The sequence below is a fragment of the Streptomyces sp. NPDC048565 genome, from assembly GCF_040650935.1.
Taxonomy (GTDB): domain Bacteria; phylum Actinomycetota; class Actinomycetes; order Streptomycetales; family Streptomycetaceae; genus Streptomyces.
In genome coordinates, this window is the sequence record NZ_JBEZIH010000013.1 from 124,092 (window position 1) to 142,659 (window position 18,568).

At 72.1% G+C, this 18,568-nt stretch carries 18 protein-coding genes; 7 read left to right on the forward strand and 11 right to left on the reverse strand.

The window, feature by feature from the left end; genetic code table 11:
* Positions 1 to 26: 26 nt before the first annotated feature.
* Genes AB0C75_RS17870 through AB0C75_RS17880 form a run of 3 tightly spaced genes read right to left on the reverse strand, consistent with a single transcriptional unit; the run spans position 27 to position 4,997 of the window.
* Complete coding sequence (locus AB0C75_RS17870; RefSeq protein ID WP_362891769.1) at positions 27 to 3,158, reverse strand: SMC family ATPase; 3,132 nt, start codon at positions 3,156 to 3,158, stop codon at positions 27 to 29.
* The gene (locus AB0C75_RS17875; RefSeq protein WP_362891771.1) at positions 3,155 to 4,321 is read right to left on the reverse strand and encodes an exonuclease SbcCD subunit D; all 1,167 of its coding nucleotides are present in this window, start codon (positions 4,319 to 4,321) and stop codon (positions 3,155 to 3,157) included. Before AB0C75_RS17875 ends, AB0C75_RS17870 begins: the two co-directional genes overlap by 4 nt.
* 40 nt (positions 4,322 to 4,361) lie before the next feature.
* Complete coding sequence (locus AB0C75_RS17880; protein ID WP_362891773.1) at positions 4,362 to 4,997, reverse strand: YigZ family protein; 636 nt, start codon at positions 4,995 to 4,997, stop codon at positions 4,362 to 4,364.
* A gap of 82 nt (positions 4,998 to 5,079) precedes the next feature.
* Here AB0C75_RS17880 and AB0C75_RS17885 point away from each other — a divergent pair, with 82 nt between their 5' ends.
* Positions 5,080 to 5,496 (forward strand): CoA-binding protein, encoded by a 417-nt coding sequence (locus AB0C75_RS17885; protein ID WP_362891775.1) that lies wholly within the window; start codon positions 5,080 to 5,082, stop codon positions 5,494 to 5,496.
* 55 nt (positions 5,497 to 5,551) lie between these two features.
* Positions 5,552 to 6,376: an AAC(3) family N-acetyltransferase gene (locus AB0C75_RS17890; protein ID WP_362891777.1), complete on the forward strand. Its 825-nt coding sequence runs from the start codon at positions 5,552 to 5,554 to the stop codon at positions 6,374 to 6,376.
* A 54-nt stretch (positions 6,377 to 6,430) separates the two neighbouring features.
* Here AB0C75_RS17890 and AB0C75_RS17895 read toward each other — a convergent pair whose 3' ends face one another.
* Positions 6,431 to 7,015, reverse strand: coding sequence for an XRE family transcriptional regulator (locus AB0C75_RS17895; protein ID WP_362891779.1), 585 nt, complete (start codon positions 7,013 to 7,015; stop codon positions 6,431 to 6,433).
* 93 nt (positions 7,016 to 7,108) lie between these two features.
* Between AB0C75_RS17895 and AB0C75_RS17900 the strand changes: the two genes are divergently transcribed.
* Positions 7,109 to 7,975, forward strand: coding sequence for an EamA family transporter (locus tag AB0C75_RS17900; RefSeq protein WP_362891781.1), 867 nt, complete (start codon positions 7,109 to 7,111; stop codon positions 7,973 to 7,975).
* 33 nt (positions 7,976 to 8,008) lie between these two features.
* Here AB0C75_RS17900 and AB0C75_RS17905 read toward each other — a convergent pair whose 3' ends face one another.
* Positions 8,009 to 8,761, reverse strand: a complete 753-nt coding sequence (locus tag AB0C75_RS17905; RefSeq protein ID WP_362891782.1) for a DapH/DapD/GlmU-related protein — start codon at positions 8,759 to 8,761, stop codon at positions 8,009 to 8,011.
* Between the two features lie 184 nt (positions 8,762 to 8,945).
* On the opposite strand from AB0C75_RS17905, the gene AB0C75_RS17910 reads away from it, so the two are divergent.
* Complete coding sequence (locus AB0C75_RS17910; protein WP_362891784.1) at positions 8,946 to 9,479, forward strand: gamma carbonic anhydrase family protein; 534 nt, start codon at positions 8,946 to 8,948, stop codon at positions 9,477 to 9,479.
* On the opposite strand, the gene AB0C75_RS17915 is transcribed toward AB0C75_RS17910, so the two are convergent.
* Together AB0C75_RS17915 and AB0C75_RS17920 are read right to left on the reverse strand one after the other, a co-directional pair.
* Entirely contained in the window at positions 9,480 to 10,157 is a 678-nt protein-coding gene (locus AB0C75_RS17915; protein WP_362891786.1) for a DedA family protein, read from the reverse strand.
* 129 nt (positions 10,158 to 10,286) lie between these two features.
* A complete protein-coding gene (locus AB0C75_RS17920) occupies positions 10,287 to 10,724 on the reverse strand; it encodes a DUF4442 domain-containing protein (protein ID WP_362891902.1) in 438 nt (145 codons plus the stop codon).
* A 109-nt stretch (positions 10,725 to 10,833) separates the two neighbouring features.
* Between AB0C75_RS17920 and AB0C75_RS17925 the strand changes: the two genes are divergently transcribed.
* Both AB0C75_RS17925 and AB0C75_RS17930 read left to right on the forward strand, forming a co-directional pair.
* Positions 10,834 to 11,865 carry a hypothetical protein gene (locus AB0C75_RS17925; protein ID WP_362891788.1) on the forward strand — a complete coding sequence of 344 codons (1,032 nt, stop codon included), beginning with the start codon at positions 10,834 to 10,836 and terminating at the stop codon, positions 11,863 to 11,865.
* Between the two features lie 66 nt (positions 11,866 to 11,931).
* Positions 11,932 to 13,242, forward strand: a complete 1,311-nt coding sequence (locus AB0C75_RS17930; RefSeq protein WP_362891790.1) for an MFS transporter — start codon at positions 11,932 to 11,934, stop codon at positions 13,240 to 13,242.
* On the opposite strand, the gene AB0C75_RS17935 is transcribed toward AB0C75_RS17930, so the two are convergent.
* The 4 genes from AB0C75_RS17935 to AB0C75_RS17950 all read right to left on the reverse strand — a co-directional run bounded on the left by AB0C75_RS17935 (position 13,204) and on the right by AB0C75_RS17950 (position 17,537).
* A complete protein-coding gene (locus AB0C75_RS17935; protein ID WP_362891791.1) occupies positions 13,204 to 14,049 on the reverse strand; it encodes a fused MFS/spermidine synthase in 846 nt (281 codons plus the stop codon). The two genes, AB0C75_RS17930 and AB0C75_RS17935, sit on opposite strands and share 39 nt — an antisense overlap.
* Before the next feature lie 68 nt (positions 14,050 to 14,117).
* The gene (locus tag AB0C75_RS17940) at positions 14,118 to 14,969 is read right to left on the reverse strand and encodes a patatin-like phospholipase family protein (protein WP_362891792.1); all 852 of its coding nucleotides are present in this window, start codon (positions 14,967 to 14,969) and stop codon (positions 14,118 to 14,120) included.
* 71 nt (positions 14,970 to 15,040) lie between these two features.
* A complete protein-coding gene (tuf, locus tag AB0C75_RS17945; RefSeq protein ID WP_362891794.1) occupies positions 15,041 to 16,210 on the reverse strand; it encodes an elongation factor Tu in 1,170 nt (389 codons plus the stop codon).
* A 643-nt stretch (positions 16,211 to 16,853) separates the two neighbouring features.
* Positions 16,854 to 17,537: a siderophore-interacting protein gene (locus AB0C75_RS17950; RefSeq protein WP_362891796.1), complete on the reverse strand. Its 684-nt coding sequence runs from the start codon at positions 17,535 to 17,537 to the stop codon at positions 16,854 to 16,856.
* A 452-nt stretch (positions 17,538 to 17,989) separates the two neighbouring features.
* Between AB0C75_RS17950 and AB0C75_RS17955 the strand changes: the two genes are divergently transcribed.
* Entirely contained in the window at positions 17,990 to 18,562 is a 573-nt protein-coding gene (locus AB0C75_RS17955; protein ID WP_362891798.1) for a helix-turn-helix domain-containing protein, read from the forward strand.
* Positions 18,563 to 18,568: the final 6 nt, after the last annotated feature.

The window sequence follows — 18,568 nt, forward strand, 5'->3', positions numbered from 1 at the left end:
CTCCTCGCCCCTCCCTCGTCGGGCGATCAGCCGCTGAGCGTGCCCGTGCCCGCGGCCCGATGGACCACCGCCGAACCGTGCCGTTCCTTGACCACTTCCAGCTGGGCGGGGATGCGGCGACGCAGGTCGGCCACGTGGCTGACTATGCCGACGCTGCGGTCGCGTTCGCGCAGGGAGTCCAGGACGTCCAGCACCTCGTCCAGTGTCTGGTCGTCCAGGCTGCCGAAGCCCTCGTCGATGAAGAGCGTGTCCAGACGCACCCCGCCCGCCTCGTCCGTCACCACATCGGCGAGGCCGAGTGCAAGCGCGAGCGAGGCGAAGAAGGTCTCGCCCCCGGACAGTGTCGCGGTGTCGCGCTCCCGGCCGGTCCAGGCGTCCACGACGTGCAGGCCGAGGCCCGCCCTGCGGCCGCCGCTGCGCTCGTCGGAGTGGACCAGCGTGTAGCGGCCGGCCGACATCCGCTGGAGGCGGGCCGTCGCCGCGGCGGCCACCTGTTCGAGGCGGGCGGCCAGTACGTACGCCTCCAGCCGCATCTTGCGCTCGTTGTCCGCGGAGGTGCCCGCGGTCAGCCCGGCGAGGCGGGCCACCCTCTCGTACTCCTGGCGCAGCGGGCCCAGGTCGCGCACCTGCGCCTCGGCACGACGTGACAGCCGGGCGAGTTCCGCACCGCGCTCCTGTGCGGCGGCATGCGCGGCGGCGCCCTCGCGCAGCGCCTGCACGGAGCGGTCGTACGCCTCCTGCGCGGCGTCCGGTGTCGCGGCCGGCTGGTCGGCGGCGGCCCCGGCGTCCTCCTCCGCGAGCCGGTCGGCGACCGTGGCGGCCTCCCTCTGCCAGGCGTCGATCCGGTGCTGGAGCTCCCGCTGCGCGGCGTCGTCGAGGAGCTCGGCTGCGGCCGCCTCAGGCGTGCCGAATCCGGCCCGGAAAGCGGCGTCGGCCAGTCTGCCGTCGGCCTCCTTGAGCCGCTCGGCCGCGCTCTGCTCGGCGCGCAGCGCCTCGGCGGCGTCGGCGAGCAACCCGGCGCGGCGCTCCAGCAGCGCGGCGTGCTCGGCCACGGAGGCGCAGGCGCCGCGGGCCTTCTCCAACTCGGCTTCCAGCGTAACCTGTTCGCGGTCAAGCGCTTCTCGTTGCGAGGTGCGGGCAGCCGCGCGCCGCTCGGCCTGCTGCCGGTCGTCGATGCGGCCCAGATGCTCACGCTCGGCGGCGGCGAGTGCTTCCCTCGCTGCGTGCGTTCCCGCGGCCAGTCGATGCGCCTGCGCGTGTTCCCTGCCCAGGCGGTCGACGGCCTCCTGCAACGCGGCCACCGAGGCGGGCGCCGGGGCGGGCGCGCCGGTCACGCCCTGCCGGCCCGCCGTGCCGGGGGCTGCTGCTCGGTCCTCCGTACCCACCGTGCCGGGGGCGGCTGCTCCGTCCTCCGGGTCCTCCGGGTCCGCCGCGTCCGCACGGGCCGCCGCGAGTCGCTCGCGCAGGACCCCGAGCTCCCGCTCCGCGTCCGCGCGTGCCCTGTCGGCCTGCTGGTGGGCGGCGAGCGCCGCCTCCTCCGTGGCCCGGTCGACATGGCCGGACTCCGCGCGGGCCGGCTCCGGGTGCTCCGCCGAGCCGCACACCGTACAGGCGACACCGTCGACGAGCTGCCCGGCCAACTCCGCGGCGATACCGCGCAGTCGCTGCTCCCGCAGCTCCAGCCACCTCTCGTGCGCGTCCATGGCACGCTCTCGGGCCGCGGTCAGAACTGCCGCCGCCGTCTCCTCCCGGGCGCCGAGAGCGTCACGGCGGCGCGCCGCCTCCAGCCTTCTGCGCGCGGGGGCGAGCCGGCCGGCCAGCTGTTCCGCGCGGGTCGCTGCGTCCCGGGCGGTCTCGATGCGTTCCGTGAGGTCGCGGTGGGTGACGTCCCAGCCCGCCAGCCACTGCGACGTCTCCTGGATCAGTTCGTCGTCGGCACGGGACTGCCTTTCCAGGCGGGACCGTTCGGCGTCGATGTCCCGGCTGCGGTGTTCGGCCCGGCGTGCGGCGTCGAGTGCGCCCAGCTCCGCCCGCAGCCTGCGTTCCGTTCCGGCCAGTTGCTCGAAGCCCGCTTCGGCCAGTTCGGGGGGCAGCCCGGCGCGGGAGCGTTCGCGGGCCTCGGCAGCCGTGCGGTGGGCCCGCCCGGCCTCCTCGCGCAGATCCAGTGCCGGGGCGACCAGGTCCGCCTTGCGCGCACGGGCCAGCTGTTCGTGGCAGCGGTCGCGTTCCGCGCGGCGGTCCTCGAGGCCCTCGGCACGGCGACGGGTCTCCTCGTACCGCTGCTGGAGCCGGGCGAGTTCACGCTGGGCTTCGAGCAGGTGGCCGGCGGCGGCGTTCCGGCCCTCGGCCGCGGTCAGGACGCACCGGGCGATGTCGAGCCGTTCATGGGCCGCGCCGCGCGCGACGGCGGCCCACTGCAGGACCCCTTCGGCGAGGCCGGGCTCTCCCGGCCTCTCCTCGGGAAGCGCCGCCTCCCCGGCGGCGGGACCGGCCGCCTGGGCGATGCGCTGGGCCAGGGCGAGGATCTGCTCGTCCGCCGCCCTGACCCGGGCCTCGGCCGTCCGTCGCAGCTCGGCAAGGCGCTCCTCGACGGCCGCGAACCGCCGGGTGTCGAAGAGCCTGCCGAGCAGCTTTCCGCGTGCCTCCGCGTCGGCGCGCAGGAACCGCGCGAAGTCGCCCTGCGGCAGGAGCACCACCTGGCAGAACTGGTCCCGGCTCATCCCGACGAGCCCGCCGATCTCCTCGCCGATCTCCTGGTGGGAGCGGCTGAGCGCCTTCCAGCCGTGCTCGGGGTCGTACTCCCGCAGCCAGCTCTGCGCCTTCTCGGTCGTGAAGCCGCCGCCCCTCTTCTTGGGGCGGGGCTGGGCGGGCCGTCGGGTGACCTCCAGACGGCGCCCCCCGACGGTCAGCTCCAGGCGCACCTCGGTCGGCCGGTCCACCTGGGCGTGGTCACTTCGCAGGGAGGTGCCGGGGCTCTGCCGGGCTCCGGGCACCGCCCCGTACAGGCCGTAGCAGACGGCGTCGAGCACGGAGGTCTTGCCCGCTCCGGTGGGACCGTGCAGCAGGAAGATCCCCGCCGACGACAGCGTGTCGAAGTCGACCTCCTGTGCGCCGCCGAACGGTCCGAACGCGGTCAGGGTCAGCTTGTGCAGCCTCAACGCGACACCTCGTCCACTCCGTCGCTCACCCGTACGTCGTCGAAGGCGGCGCGCAGCACCGTCCGTTCCTGTGCGCTGGGTCCGCTGCCGCCGCGTACATGGGCCACGAAATCCTCCGCCACCTGCTGGTCGTCACGCCCCTTCAGCCGCTCCGCGTACGACGCGAGGGGATCCTGCGGAGAACGCTCGGGATCGAAGACCAGGCTGAGCGTGTGCGGGAAGCGCTCGGTCAGCCGGGCCATCGGCTCGTCCGGCCGCGCCGGGTCGGTGAGGGTGGCTTCCACCCAGGATTCCCGGTGCCGTTCGAGGGCCGGGTCGTCGAGCAGCGTGCCGAGGTGTCCGCGGAGCCGGGCGAGCGGACGCGGCGCCGGACAGTCGACGCGCTCAGCGGCGAGGTCCTGGCCCGGGCCGAGGTCGATCAGCCACATCGTCTTGCGGTGCGCGTGCTCGGAGAAGGAGTACGCGAGCGGCGAGCCGGAGTAGCGCACGCGCTCCGTGACCGTCTGGCAGCCGTGCAGGTGGCCGAGTGCCGCGTAGTCGACGCCGTCGAAGACACCTGCGGGCACTGCGGCGACACCTCCGACGGTGATGTCGCGTTCGCTGTCGCTGGGTTCCCCGCCCGCTACGAACGCGTGCGCGAGCACGACGGACCGGGTGACTTCGGGCCGGGTGGCGAGATCCGCCCGTACCCGGTCCATGGCCGCCGTCAGGACGGCTTCGTGCCCGGCCTTCGCCGCACCGAGGCTGTCCTTGACGAGTGCGGGCTCCAGATAGGGCAGTCCGTAGAAGGCCACGTCGCCGTGTGCATCGTGCAGCACGACCGGGGTCGCGCAGTCCGCGGGGTCGGTACGCAGATGGATCCCGGCCCGTGCGATCAGCCCGGCTCCGACGCCGAGTCTGCGGGCCGAGTCGTGGTTCCCGGAGATCATGACCGTCGGCACTCCGGCGGCGGCGAGGCGGTGCAGCGCGTCGTCGAAGAGCTGGACGGCCGACAGCGGGGGCACGGCCCGGTCGTAGACGTCGCCCGCCACCACGACCACGTCGACCGCGTGTTCCTGGACGGTTCTCACGAGGTGGTCGAGGTAGGCGGCCTGGGCGTCGAGCATCGAGACTCGGTGGAAGGACCGCCCCAGGTGCCAGTCCGAGGTGTGCAGAATCCTCACGGTGTCACTCCGACCATGGCCACGGTCCGCATGTTCCCCTTCATCCGCCCGCGACCTCCCCGTACGCCTCGCCGCCCAGTTCGAGCGTCGCGGAGCCGGCGGTCGCGTCGGCAAGCCAGGCCCTGAAGTCCTCGACCTCGGCGTCCGGCAGCCCGATCGCGAGGGTCACGGCCTCCGCGTAGGTCACCTCGTGAACGGCCCGGCCCGTTGCGCGCAGATCGTTCTCCAGCTTGCCTGCCCGCTGGTGGTCCACGGTGATCGTCGCGAGGCGGAACCGGCGGCGGGTCGTCGTGCCCAGGGCGTCGAGCGCCTCACCGACAGCCCCTCCGTACGCCCGGATCAGTCCGCCCGCGCCGAGCTTGACCCCGCCGAAGTAGCGGGTGACGACGGCGACGGCGTACCGCACCTCTCTGCGCATGAGCATCTGCAGCATGGGGACCCCGGCCGTCCCGCCCGGCTCCCCGTCGTCACTGGCCTTCTGCACGGATGCCTCGGCGCCGATGACGTACGCGAAGCAGTTGTGGCTGGCGGTGGGGTGCTCCTTGCGGATGCGTGCGACGAAGTCCTGCGCCTCCTGTTCCGTGGCGGCGGGGGCGAGCGCGCAGAGGAAACGCGATCGGCTGACCTCGGTCTCGTGCACGCCCGCGTGGGCGACTGTCCGGTACTGCTCCTGCATCCGCCCACCCTATGCGCCGGTCCGCCCCGCGTTTTCACCCTTCCGTGGGGAATGGCCGACCCGTGCCGTCCGTTGTCAGGGCATGTACGCAGACGATGAGACGGTTCGCAGGATCCTCCAGGACACGGGCGACACCTGGGCGGTGGTGGGTCTGTCCACCAACCGCTCCCGCGCGGCCTACGGCGTGGCGGAGGTCCTCCAGCGCTTCGGCAAGCGGGTGGTGCCCGTCCACCCCAAGGCGGAGCCGGTCCACGGCGAACAGGGATACGCCTCACTGGCCGACATACCCTTCCCCGTCGACGTGGTGGATGTCTTCGTCAACGGCGACCTGGCGGGCGCGGTCGCCGACGACGCGGTGGCGGTCGGCGCGAAGGCGGTGTGGTTCCAGCTCGGCGTGATCGACGAGGAGGCCTACGGGCGCACGCGCGCGGCGGGCCTCTCCATGGTGATGGACCGCTGCCCGGCCATCGAGATACCCCGCCTGGGCCCCAGCCGCTGACCGGGGCCTCCTGCGGCGGGAGGCGTGGTGTCGCGCGAGTCCTCCGACGAGGAGAATGTCCACCGTGACATCGCATCTCGTGACGCCGCAGCCCCTCCTCGGGGATGAACGAACCGCGTCCCAGCTGTACGAGCTCGGCGTGCGGTGCGGCGGTGTGCTGCTGGTGCACGCCTCGATGCGCTCCGCGGGCGGGAGCGCCTTGAGCATGGCGGATGCGCTGCGCGGGGCTCTCGGCCCGGAGGGCACGCTGGTCGTCCCTGCCTTCACCCCGGAGAATTCCGACACCTCGCGCTCCTACCTGGACCGCGTCCGGAGTCTGAGCGACCGGGCCCGCGCGGAGGTCCGTGCGACGATGCCCGCGTTCGACCCGGCGGCGTCTCCCGCACCGACGATGGGGACATTCGCCGAGACCGTGCGGCAGTCACCTGGTGCGCTGCGCAGCGCCCACCCCCAGACCTCGTTCGCCGCGCTCGGCCCGGCAGCGGCGAAGCTGCTCGCAGACCACCGCCAGGACTGCCACCTCGGCGAGGACTCGCCCCTCGCCCGGCTGTACGACGCCGATGCGCAGGTCCTGCTGCTGGGGACGGGCTTCGACAGCTGCACCGCCTTCCACCTCGGTGAGTACCGCCGCCCCGCTCCGCCCCGCCGCCTCTACCGCTGCGTGGTGGCGCGGGAGGGCCGAAGGCGCTGGTGGGAGTACGAGGACATCGCGCTCGACGACAGCGACTTCGCCGCCATCGGTGCCGATTTCGGCCATGAGCGGACCGGGGCGGTCAGCACCGGCCGGGTGGGGGCGGCGCCCAGCCTGCTGTTCCGTCTCCGTGCGGCGGTGGATTTCGCCACGGGGTGGCTCGGGCGCCACCGTGCCGACGGCCGCTGACGTCGGAGCTCCGTCCCTCCCGCTCCCGGACCGCGATCCCGCGCCGGACCGGGCTCACCTGCTCTCCCGCCGGACGGGCGGAATCGTGACCGCCATGGTCATGCCGACGGGCTCGGAGCCGTCATTGCGGTAACTGTGCGGCACATGGGCCTCGAACGTCGCCGATGTGCCCGCCGGCACCGCGTGGGCCTCGCCGTCGACGATCAGGGTCAGTTCACCCGCCGTGACATGCAGGAGCTCCACCGTCCCCTCCGGATGCGGGTCGGAGGCGCTGGAGTCGCCCGGCATCAGATGCCAGGACCAGAGCTCGATCGGCCCCCTGGCCTCCGTGCCCACCAGCAGCGTGGTCGAACTTCCCGCCTCCGTCGACCACATGCGTACCGCCTGGCTCTCGGGCACCAGACGCACCTGGGACCCCTGCTCGTAGTCGAGCAGTGTGGTGATGCTGATGCCCAGCGCGTCGGCGAGTTTCACGGTGGTGCCGACGCTCGGGTTCGTACGGGCCTGCTCGATCTGGATGATCATGCCGCGGCTGACCCCCGCCCGGGCCGCGAGAGTGTCCAGGGTGAACCCGCGCTCACCCCGCCAGCGCTTGAGGTTGCGGGCGAGCGACTGGGTGAGCTGATCGAGGTCAGACACATTCCGTCCAATATTCTGGATTACAGGGTCGAAAATAATGCACTACCGTGTGGTGTACCCACCCGACCACCGCACTGTACTGCGAGGCACCCGATGACAGCGCTGTTCGCCCTGGCCACGAGCCTGCTCTGGGGACTGGCCGACTTCGGCGGCGGACTCCTGACCCGGCGCACGCCCGCTCTCACCGTGGTGGTCGTGTCCCAGTGCATAGCCGCCGCGGTCCTCGGGATCGTCGTGATGGCGACCGGTGGCTGGAGCGAGGCCGGGGGCCGCCTCTGGTTCGCGGTGGCGGCGGGAGCCGTCGGCCCGGTCGCGATGCTGAGCTTCTACAAGGCCCTGGCGCTGGGCCCGATGGGCGTGGTCTCCCCGCTCGGCTCTCTCGGCGTGGCGGTCCCCGTCGGCGTGGGGCTGCTCGTCGGTGAGCGGCCAGGACTGCTGCAGTTCGCCGGGATCGCGGTCGCCGTGGCGGGGATCGTCCTGGCCGGAGGGCCACAGCTGCGCGGCGCACCGGTGCAGCGCCAGGCGATCGTGCTGACCTTGCTGGCCGCCTTCGGTTTCGGTGCGGTGATGGCGTTGATCTCCGAGGCGTCCACGACCGTGACCGGCCTCTTCCTGGCCCTCTTCGTACAGCGGCTCACGAACATCGCGGTCGGCGGAACGGCTCTGTACGTCTCCGTGCGCCGGGGTGGCCGCGCCCTTCCCGAGGAGGGCGGGGCCGGCGTCGTACGGGCCGCGCTGCCCGCGCTGGCCTTCGTCGGGCTCGCCGATGTCGCGGCCAACGGCGCGTATTCGATGGCCGCACAGCACGGCCCGGTCACCGTGGCCGCCGTCCTGGCCTCGCTGTATCCGGTGGTGACGGCGCTGGCGGCACGGGGCGTGCTGGGTGAGCGGCTGCGCGGTGTCCAGGCGGCGGGCGCCGGCCTGGCTCTGCTCGGCACACTGCTGCTGGCGACCGGCTGAGGGCTCCTCAGGCATTTCCGGGACAGGCTCTGGTCAGCCCCCGTCGGTCACGTCCTCCAGCAGCACCGCCACAGCGGCCAGCTGCTCGGACGTGACCCCGTCGGGGATCGGGACCGGTGCGGGCGTACGCAGCGGCGGCTGCCAGCCCTTCTCCGCGTCCCAGCTCCGCACCACCCGGGCCGGCGCCCCCGCCACCACCGCACGGTCGGGGACCTCTCCGCGTACGACGGCCCCGGCCGCGACCACCACGTTACGGCCGAGCCTGGCCCCCGGAAGGATCACCGCTCCGGTGCCGATCCAGCAGCCGGGTCCGATCTCGACCGGCTCCATGCGCGGCCACTGCTTGCCGACCGGCTCGTGGGGGTCGTCGTAACTGTGGTTGGTGGAGGTGATGTAGACGTACGGACCGCAGTAGGTGTCCGAGCCGATCGACACCGTGGTGTCCGCGATGACATGGCTGCCCCGGCCCAGCACCACGCCGTTGCCCAGGGTCAGGACGGTCTCGGCTCCCAGGTCCAGATCGGGCATCAGCCCGGCCGTGAGGGTCACCTGTTCGCCGATGATGCAGTGATCGCCCAACTCGATCCAGCGCTCCCCGAACACGGTCCCCTGCGGGAAGGCGAGCCTGGTTCCCGTACCGATACGGCCGAACCGCAGCCGCCCGGGATGCTGTGCGGTGACCGCCCCCGTCTCCTGCGCCCAGGCCCAGACGCGGTGGACGGCGCGGGACATGAGACCACGCCGCAGAAGGGCCAGGGAGGAGAACGTGTTCCTGTTCGTCGGCACCCGCTCACGGTAGTCGGCCCGGCCTCAGCGGGTCCGCGCGGCGAGCTGTGATGTTCACCCCACCCGCCCGGCACGCCGGGACCGTCCATTACGGTTCGTGCGGAGCAAGGGGCCCCGAGACGGTTCGTACGGAGCGAGGGCCCCGGGCGCACCTCACCTCACCGTTTCACCGGAGGAGCAGACGATGGCATCGCAGGCATTGATCACCGGAATCGGCGGCAAGGAGCCGGACATCGACCCGGACGCCTTCCTCGCGCCGACCTCCGTCGTGGTCGGCGAGGTGACGGTGGCCGCGGGCTCCAGCGTCTGGTACCACGCCGTGCTGCGTGGCGACGGCGGTCCGATCTCCCTCGGCCCCGACAGCAACATCCAGGACAACTGCAGCGTGCACACCGACCCCGGCTTCCCGATGACGGTGGGCGCCAGGGTCTCGGTCGGTCACAACGCCGTGCTGCACGGCTGCGTCATCGAGGACGACGTCCTGGTCGGCATGGGCGCCACCGTGCTCAACGGCGCACACATCGGAGCGGGTTCACTGATCGCGGCGCAGGCCCTCGTACCGCAGGGGATGCGGGTACCGCCCGGATCCCTCGTCGCCGGCGTACCCGCGAAGGTCAAGCGTGAGCTGACCGCCGAGGAGCGTGAGGGCGTCACCTTCAACGCGGCCGGTTACGTGGAACTGGCGAAGGCGCACCGCGAGGCGCTCCGCGAGAGCTGATCAGTCGGCCGCGGGGACGGCGTCCGGCTCGGAGGACTGCGCCTGGCCGGGCTGCTCCGGCCCCTCGGCCTGCTCCGCGGCCTTCTTGGCACGGTTCTTCAGCACCAGCATGGAGATCACGCCGATCAGCACGGCGGCGAGCAGTCCCAGCCACGAGAAGCGCTTGAGCCACGCCTCGGCGACGACTCCCACCGAGTAGACGACGGCGGTCGTACCGCCGGCCCAGACGATTCCGCCGAGCACATTGGCGATGAGGAACTTCCAGTACGGCATGCGCAGGACGCCGGCCAGCGGTCCCGCGAAGATCCGCAGCAGTGCGACGAAGCGGCCGAAGAAGACCGCCCACATGCCCCACTTCTCGAACGACCGCTCCGCCATGGCGATCTGGGGAGCCCCGAAGTGTCTGGGGAACTTCCCGCCGAGCCAGGCGAGCAGGGGGCGCCCTCCCTTACGGCCGATGGCATAGCCGATGGAGTCACCGATGACCGCACCGGCCGACGCGCAGGCGCCGAGCACCACGGGGTCGATCTGACCGTGCTGGGAGGCGAGGAGCGCCGCACTCACGAGGACGATCTCGCCGGGCAGCGGAATGCCCAGGCTCTCGACCGCGATGACGACCCCCACCAGGAGGTAAATGCTGACCGCGGGGACGGTCTCGAGCCACTCCTGGACGTGCAACGCGGGTCCTCCCCGTAAGAGATCTGCAGCCGTGCACCACGGATGGTGCACGGCGGTCAGCTTACCGGGCCGGGCAGCCGTCGTGTCGGCCGCGCCCCCCTTGTCGGGGCACGGGGCGCGAGGCGGGGGTCAACGGTTCGGGCGCAGGGTCCAGATCACGCTCATCTCGCTGGTGACGGCGCCGTCGGCGCGCCGGATCTCGACGCTCACGGGAAACTCCGGGCGCTTCCCCTCGTCCAGTTCGGCGACCACGTCGGCCGCCGGGCGGCCCAGCACCGCCGTCGCGGTGAGGTCGCCCATGGCCACCTTCTTGAAGGCCATCTCCGTGGTGACGGGCAGCGGCACAGCCCTGGCCATCTGGTCGCCGAAGGCGGCGACGACGATCGCGCCGCTCGCCGACTCGGCGAGCGTGAACATCGCTCCGGCGTGGGGGCCCGCGAGGTGATTGTGGTACTCGGCCCGGTCGGGCAGCGAGAGGACGGCGCGCTCCGGGGTCGTCTCGAGGTACGTGATGCCGAGGGTCCTGACCATCGGGACGCTCGCGGTAAGGATCTCGCCGACTGTCATCTCTTCAGTGCTCATGGCGGCGATGTTACTAGCGGGTAGCAGTCTTTGACCATCCCCTCACAGGGGCGCCCGTAGCAGAGCACTCCCCACCCCTCTATGGTTACTGGCCATGTGGCCAGGACAGCAGCCGCCCGGGGGCGAGCAGAACCCGCAGGACCAGAATCAGAACCCGTACCAGCAGCCGGGGTACCAACAGCCGAATCCGTATCAGCAGCCGGGGTACCAGCAGCAGGGCCAGCCGGGATACCAGCAGCCCAACCCGTACCAGCAGCCCACGGTGCCGCAGTACGCCGTACCGGGCGGGCCTGACGGCCCGAAGCCGGACGACAAGAAGAAGACAACGATCATCGCCGTCGTCGCCGCCTCCGCGGTCGTCGTCGCGGCGGTCGTCACCGGTGTCGTCGTCATGAACAAGGACGACGACAAGGGCGGCTCGGACGTGGCCGAGGGCAAGGCGTCCCCGTCACCGTCCGCGAAGGCCTCCGAGTCCTCGTCGGCCCCCGCCGAGAACCCGCGCGGCGGCGAGGACGCCGCGCCCACGGTTCCTGGCTGGAAGGTCGTGACCAACCCCAAGTGGGGTACGCAGTTCGACGTGCCCGGCGACTGGGAGGTCTCGGGCTCCGGAGTGTTCGCGGGCTTCTCGGACGACAAGGACCCCGAGGGCGCGCCGGCTGTGGGCTTCTCCGCGCCCGCGTACTACAAGACCAAGTGGTGCACCGACGACGCCGACATGGACGGCACCAAGGAGGACACCGAGCTGGCCGGTGTCGGCACCAAGGGCGCGCAGGGCGCCAAGAGCACGGACGAGGCCGCCACGAACGAGGCGTCCAACTGGGTCTGGGCCGCCTTTGCGCAGTCGGACCCCAAGAGCAAGGTCAAGATCGCCAAGGCCAAGGCATACACGACCAAGTCGGGCCTCTCGGGAAGTGCCGTCACGGCCACCGCCACTGGGCTGGCCAACAAGGACAAGTGCGACACGGACGGCAAGTCGATCGCGTTCTCCTTCAAGAACGCCAAGGACGAGTACTCGACCTGGATTCTCTACGCGGCCGCCGGTACCGACGACGAACTCCCGGACGCCACCATCCAGAAGGTCCTCAGCACCGTACGTCTTGCGGAGGGTGCGGAGTCCACGTCCTGAGTCTTCGGCGTCGGCAGCCGGGGCATCCCATTTGCGGTGGGGCGCGTCGACGGGGATAGTCCCCTGGTGACTTCCGCCGACTCCTCGCACTCCCCCGCCACCCGCTCCCTGCCGGCAGGCCGCAATTTCGGTCTGCTGACCGGCGCCGCGGTCATCTCGAGCCTGGGTGCCAACGGCGCGCTGATCGCGGCGGCGTTCGCGGTCCTGGAGTCGGGCGGCGACGGGGGTGACGTCGGCCTGGTCGCCGCCGCGCGTACGGCACCACTGGTGCTCTTCCTGCTGATCGGCGGCGCGGTGGCGGACCGGCTGCCGCGTCACCGGGTGATGGTGGCCGCGAACACCCTCAACTGTGTCTCCCAGGCGCTTTTCGCCTGGCTGGTGCTGACCGGCAACGCCGAGCTGTGGCACATGATGGTGCTGACGGCCCTCTGCGGCACAGGTCAGGCCTTCTTCGGTCCGGCCTCCGAGGGCATGCTGATGTCCAGCGTCAGCGGTGAACAGGCCGCCCGCGCCTTCGCCTTCTTCCGGATGTCGATGCACGGTGCGGCCATCGGCGGTGCCGCGCTCGGCGGCGCCATGATCGCGGCCATGGACCCGGGCTGGGTGCTGGCCGTCGACGCCGCGGCCTTCGCGGTCGCCGGAGTGCTGCGGGCCTTCCTGGACGTGAGCCACATCCCCTCGCGGGTCCCGGGCGGCGGGCTGCTCGCCGACCTGCGGGACGGCTGGCGGGAGGTCGTCGGCCGTCCCTGGCTCTGGGCCGTGGTGCTGCAGTTCTCCGTGGTCGTGGCCGTCGTCGGGGCCGCCGAGGCGGTGTACGGCCCTCTGGTGGCGCGGGACGAACTCGGCGGTGCCCGCCCCTGGGGATTCGCTCTCGCGGCGTTCGGCGTCGGCACGCTGGGCGGCGCGCTGCTGATGATGCGGTGGAAGCCCAGACGGCTGCTGCTGGCCGGGACACTCTGCGTGTTCCCCCTGGCCCTGCCGTCCGCGGGGCTCGCGATCCCGCTGCCCGTGGCCGGACTCTGCGCGGTGATGTTCGTGACCGGGGTCGCCATCGAGGTGTTCGGCGTGTCCTGGATGACGGCCCTCCACCAGGAGATCCCGGAGGAGAAGCTCTCCCGGGTCGCGGCGTACGACTGGTTCGGCTCGGTCGCGATGGTGCCGCTGGCCACTGCGGTGGCCGGTCCCGTCGAGACGCTCGTCGGCCGCAGCCAGGCGCTGTGGGGCTGTGCCGCTCTGATCGTGCTCGTGACGGCGGGCGTGCTGCTGGTCCCTGATGTACGGAATCTGACGCGCCGCAGCACGGTCAGGAACATCAGCGTCCCTGCCCCGGCCCGGGGGTCAGCCGATGCTGAAGGCGCCGTCGGGGGGCTCCGGTGAGGCCACGGCCTCGCTGTCCCGCACCGGCTTCGCACCCCGCATGAACCGGGTCAGCCCCGCCCCGTACTCGACCCGCGCGGGGAAGACGTCCGCCGCGCACAGCCTGGTGAGCGGCGCGATGTCGAGCGGGGCGCGGGAGGCGAGCAGCACGGCGTTGCCGAAGCGCCGGCCGCGCAGGACCGCGGGCTCGGCGATGAGCGCGAGCTCGTCGAACACCTCGGCGAAGTTGGCCAGTTGTGATCGCAGGAAGGTGAAGGGAGCGCTGTCGGCCAGGTTGGCGGCGTAGACGCCTTCCGCTCGCAGGACGCGCCCCGCGGCTCGCGCGTACTCCACGGAGGTGAGGTGCGCGGGCACCCGCGCGCCCCCGAAGACATCGGCGATCAGGAGGTCGGCGGAGCCTTGGGGTGCCGCTTCGAGCCAGCCCCTGGCGTCGGTCGCGTGCACGGTGACGGCGGCCCGCTCGGGCAGCGGCAGCTGCTCGTGGACCAGCTCGACGAGCCCTCGGTCCGCCTCGGCGACCTGCTGCCGCGACCCGGGGCGGGTCGCCGCGACGTAGCGCGGCAGCGTGAGCGCGCCACCGCCGAGATGCACCAGGTCCAGCGGGGTCCCCGGTGCGGCGGCCCGGTCCACGACATGGCCGAGCCGGCGTACGTACTCGAATTCGAGGTGCTCCGGCTCGTCGAGATCGACGTAGGACTGCGGGGCGCCGTCGACCGTGAGCAGCCAGGCACGCTCCCGGTCGACGTCGGGCAGCAGCCTCGCGGTGCCGCGGTCGGTGTCGCGGATGACGGGTATCGACTCGTTCACTCCCCCATTGTGACGGGCTCCGGGCCCGCTTCCCGCCGGTTCTGGCAGCGCCGGGTCAGGCCCCGCGGTCAGCCGTTCCACACTGCGGCGACCGCTTCGGTGTGGGCGGCGGCCTGGGCGAGGCCTGCCCTGGCCGCGGCGGCCCTGCGCGCGGGGTCCAGGGAGTTGCGGCCGATGGCCTTCTTCGTGCCCGCGTCAGGGGTGATGACCTCGACCCGGGCGCCTGCGGCCTCCAGTTCGGCGGCCTGTGCACGGGGCGAGACGATCACCCTGTTGCCGCTCGCGGTGGGGGCGATCACGACGACACGTTCGTAGCCTGAGGCGAGGTGGGCGTTGGCCGGCGAGTGCACGCCCCCGTCGATCCAGCTCCCGCCTCCGGCGCCGGCCACGGGCCAGACCACGGGAACGGCGCAGCTCGCGGTGACCGCGTCCGTGAGCGGGACCTCGCCCGCCCTGCCGAAGGTGTGCAGCGCGCCGGTCGACGCGTCCACGGCGGTGATCAGCAGGTCGCGTTCGGGCCATTCGGGCGACGGGAGCCGGCTCGCGATCACCTCGCGCCGCTCGGCCGCGGTCGCTCCGGGCCGGCTGTCGCGCGCCAGGACGCCCAGCTTGCGGCCGTAGTCCTCGGGCGTACGGGAGGAGAGCATCGCTCTCGCGTACCGCAGGATGGTGACGGGTCCGAGCCGGGCCGCGGCCCCCCTGTCGTCCTCCGGGTCGGCGAGCTGCCGCTCGTAGAGGTCGCCGACGGCGACGAGTCCCGAGGCCAGCTGCGCCCCGACGATGGCTCCGGCCGAGCTCCCGATGATCAGATCGGCCGTGGAGAGATCGACGCCCGCTTTGGCGAGCCCGTGCAGGATGCCGGTTTCCCAGGCGGTGCCGGTGACGCCTCCGGCACCCAGGACAAGAGCTGTGTCTGCCAAGGCCCCAGTCTGCTGCACAGCGCGCGGCCCGCCTCCCCGGGGTGCTGGGGAGACGGGCCGCGTCGTGGCCGTCAGACCAGAGCGGTGACCGTGCCGGCGCCGACCGTACGGCCGCCCTCGCGGATCGCGAAGCCGAGGCCGGACTCCAGCGGGACGTCACGGCCGAGCTCGACGGTCAGGGTGACCGTGTCTCCCGGCCGCGCGACCGCCACGTCGCCGAGGTCGACGTCGCCGACGACGTCCGCCGTACGGATGTAGAACTGCGGCCGGTATCCGGTGGTGACCGGCGTGGTCCGGCCCCCTTCCCTGGCGGACAGGACGTACACCTGCGCGGTGAACCGCCGGCTCGGCGTCACGCTGCCGGGCGCCGCCACCACATGGCCGCGGCGGACCCGGTCGCGCTCGACCCCGCGCAGCAGCAGCGCGACGTTGTCGCCGGCCTCCGCGGACTCCATCGGCTTGCCGAAGGTCTCCAGGCCGGTGACGACGGTCTCGATGTCCGCGCCGAGCACCGACACCCGGTCCCCGACCCGCACGGTGCCACGCTCCACTGCGCCCGTGACGACGGTGCCGCGCCCGGTGATGGTGAGCACGTTCTCCACGGACAGGAGGAAGGGCGCGTCGGTGTAGCGCACCGGAATCGGTACGTACGTGTCGACGGCGTCCAGCAGCCCCTCGATGGACGCCGTCCACCGTGGGTCACCCTGGAGCGCTCCGAGCCCCGACACCCGTACGACGGGCACGCTGTCCCCGCCGTACCCGTGCGCGGAGAGCAGCTCGCGGACCTCCAGCTCCACCAGGTCGGTGAGCTCGGGGTCACCCGCGTCGGCCTTGTTGAGGGCGACGACGATGTGATCGACGCCGACCTGACGGGCCAGCAGCACGTGCTCGGCGGTCTGCGGCATGATGCCGTCGAGGGCGGACACGACGAGGATCGCCCCGTCGAGCTGCGCCGCTCCGGTGACCATGTTCTTGATGTAGTCGGCGTGCCCGGGCATGTCGACGTGCGCGTAGTGGCGGGTGTCGGTCTCGTATTCGACGTGCGCGATGTTGATGGTGATGCCGCGCTGCGCCTCCTCGGGGGCCCGGTCGATCCGGTCGAACGGCACGAAGGTGCCGCTTCCGCGCTCGCTGAGCACCTTGGTGATGGCGGCGGTCAGGGTGGTCTTGCCGTGGTCGACGTGCCCCATGGTGCCGATGTTCAGGTGCGGCTTGGTGCGCACGTATGCCGTCTTGGGCATGGCTCGTTCCTTGGATTCGAAGCTGAGAGAAGAAGACCCCAGGGCCCGGCCGACCCTCCCCTTACGGGGTCCGCCGGACTGTCGGGGGAGGGTCAGCTTCGGGCGCCGCCGAAGGGCGCTGCGGCAGCGGCGAACGCTGCGTCAGCGGCGAACGCTGCGTCAGCGGCGAACGCTGCGTCAGGTGCTGCTGCGGCACATGCGGCCACAAGGCTCAGGGCAGCCTTCGGCGCGTCCGCGACTGCGGACTGCGCTGCGAGGAAGGCGTACCGGAACATGCCCCTGAGCATGCCGGAGCGACGCGGGGGCGTCGAATGGTTTTCCGGCGGGCCGAACCTGCGGGATGTGCGGGAGGGTTCGGCGAACGGTCGACTCTGCGGCACTGATCCCATCGACAGTGGCCCAGGACGCCACCGAGTAGGACGACGTTTCCACGTCGGGCCGCTCCTGGCGGCAGTTGCCTCCGGTGTTCGGGCCTGCCCGGCCCACCGTGTACCGGCGTTTTGCGCGACGGAGTCAGCAGCGCCTCTGGGCCCGGCCTTGGACTGGTCACGTTTCGCCGTTGACTCCGTCAGTCCGGACGCGCCTGAGCGATGCTCAGCACCTGTGGATCATCAGTGGCGGACGGAGGCGTACGCCCTGGCCGTCAGTCCATGCCCTTCCTGCCCGGCGTCCAGAACGGCTTGGTCAGGACCGCGCGCCGGTCCCACCCCGCTTCCTGGAGCACCCGCCGCACTGCTTGCACGTCCCGTGCCTCCCCGGCGACATACGCGATCCCGCCGGGTTCCGGGGCGAGACGTCGTACCGCGTCCGGCAGTGACGTCTCGCCCCGGAGTACCCAGTCGAGCCGGTCGCCGCCCGCCAGGGGCAGCCGGTCCGCAGCCGTCGCCGTCTCGACGCAGCCGGAGATGACGGCTTCCCCTGGCAGTGCCGCGAGCATCGCACCGAACGCGACCGAGGCCGTCTCGTCGCCGACGAAGAGGTGGCGGGCTGCGTCGGGACGCAGCGTGAAGGTGCCCTCGGGTCGCCGCAGCCGCACCTGTTCGCCTGGTGCGACGGTGCGGCCCCATCGGGCCCCCGGCCCGCCGGCTGCGTGGTCCAGTACACACAACTCGACGCCGCCGGACGGGTCGTAGCGCCAGATCGAGTACGTACGGAGGGTGAGTCCGCCGACCAGGACCCGCACCTGCTGGCCTGGCTGGACCTCCAGACCGGCCAGTTGTCCACCGTCGATGCGCAGCCGACGCATCCGGGCGGTGACCTGCTCGGCCTCGGTGACGGTGCCGCGTACGGTCAGAAGATCGAGGACGGGGTTCAGGACAGCGGGCATGAAGGGCTCCTCAAACGGGGCGGGTTGTCGTACTCAGCGGGAGACTGAACGCGATAGTACGCGTTTGCGAGAGGTCGCGATAGTACGTGTTGGGGTGGCGTCGCCGAGCGGGCGACCGCAGCCGCCGTCGCCGCCGGCACCAGCGGAGCGACCGCGCGCGGGGCCGGACCCAGGCCGGAGGCCAGGCCCGCCCGATGCGGCCGGAGCGAGACCGCCACGCCGAGGTCGAGGACCGGCATGGCCAGGCCGGTACCGGCCGGGATGACCAGGATCTTCCAGGTCTTGAGCGTGGCGATCGCGCGCCGGGTGCCCGTGGCCCCTGCGACGAAGACGGCATGGCTTTCCACAACCGGTTTCGGTTCACCGCGTACCGAAACCATAGAAGTATCGGTACACGGTGTCTAGTTGCCGGCGGGCAATAACCAGTCAGGCTGTCTCGCTACCATGGCGGGATGATCGAGGTGAAGGGCCGCGGCGGCCGGCCCCGCAGCGAGCAGGCGCGCGAGGCCGTCCTGCATGCCGTCGACGACCTGCTGCTCGAGGTCGGCTACGCGGCCCTGACCATGAAGGGCATCGCCATGCGGGCGGGCGTCGGGCGGCAGACGGTCTACCGCTGGTGGTCGACGAAGGCGGAGATCCTCTTCGAGGCGTGTGTGGACGACGCCGAGGAAGAACTCGCCGTCGCGCCGTCGCGTACCCCGCTCGCCGAGATCACGTCCTACCTCGACGCGCTGGTGCGCTTCCTCGCCCACTCACCGGCCGGAGCCGGCTACCGCGCCCTGCTCGCCGCCGCGCAGCACGATCCGGCGGTGAAACAGTTGATCGCGACCAAGGACGTTCTCAGCGCCAGCGCGAGTGCCGTCCTGAATCGCATCGACGCGGCCCGACCGGCCGGCGATCAAGCGGGCGCCCGGCTGATCGGACCGGCCTTCTTCTGGATCATGAGCGGGCGCGACCCGGCGCAGCTCGACACGCACGAGCTGGCACGAAGCTTCCTCCATGACCTCGGATCTCAGGAATCCTGAAGGCGA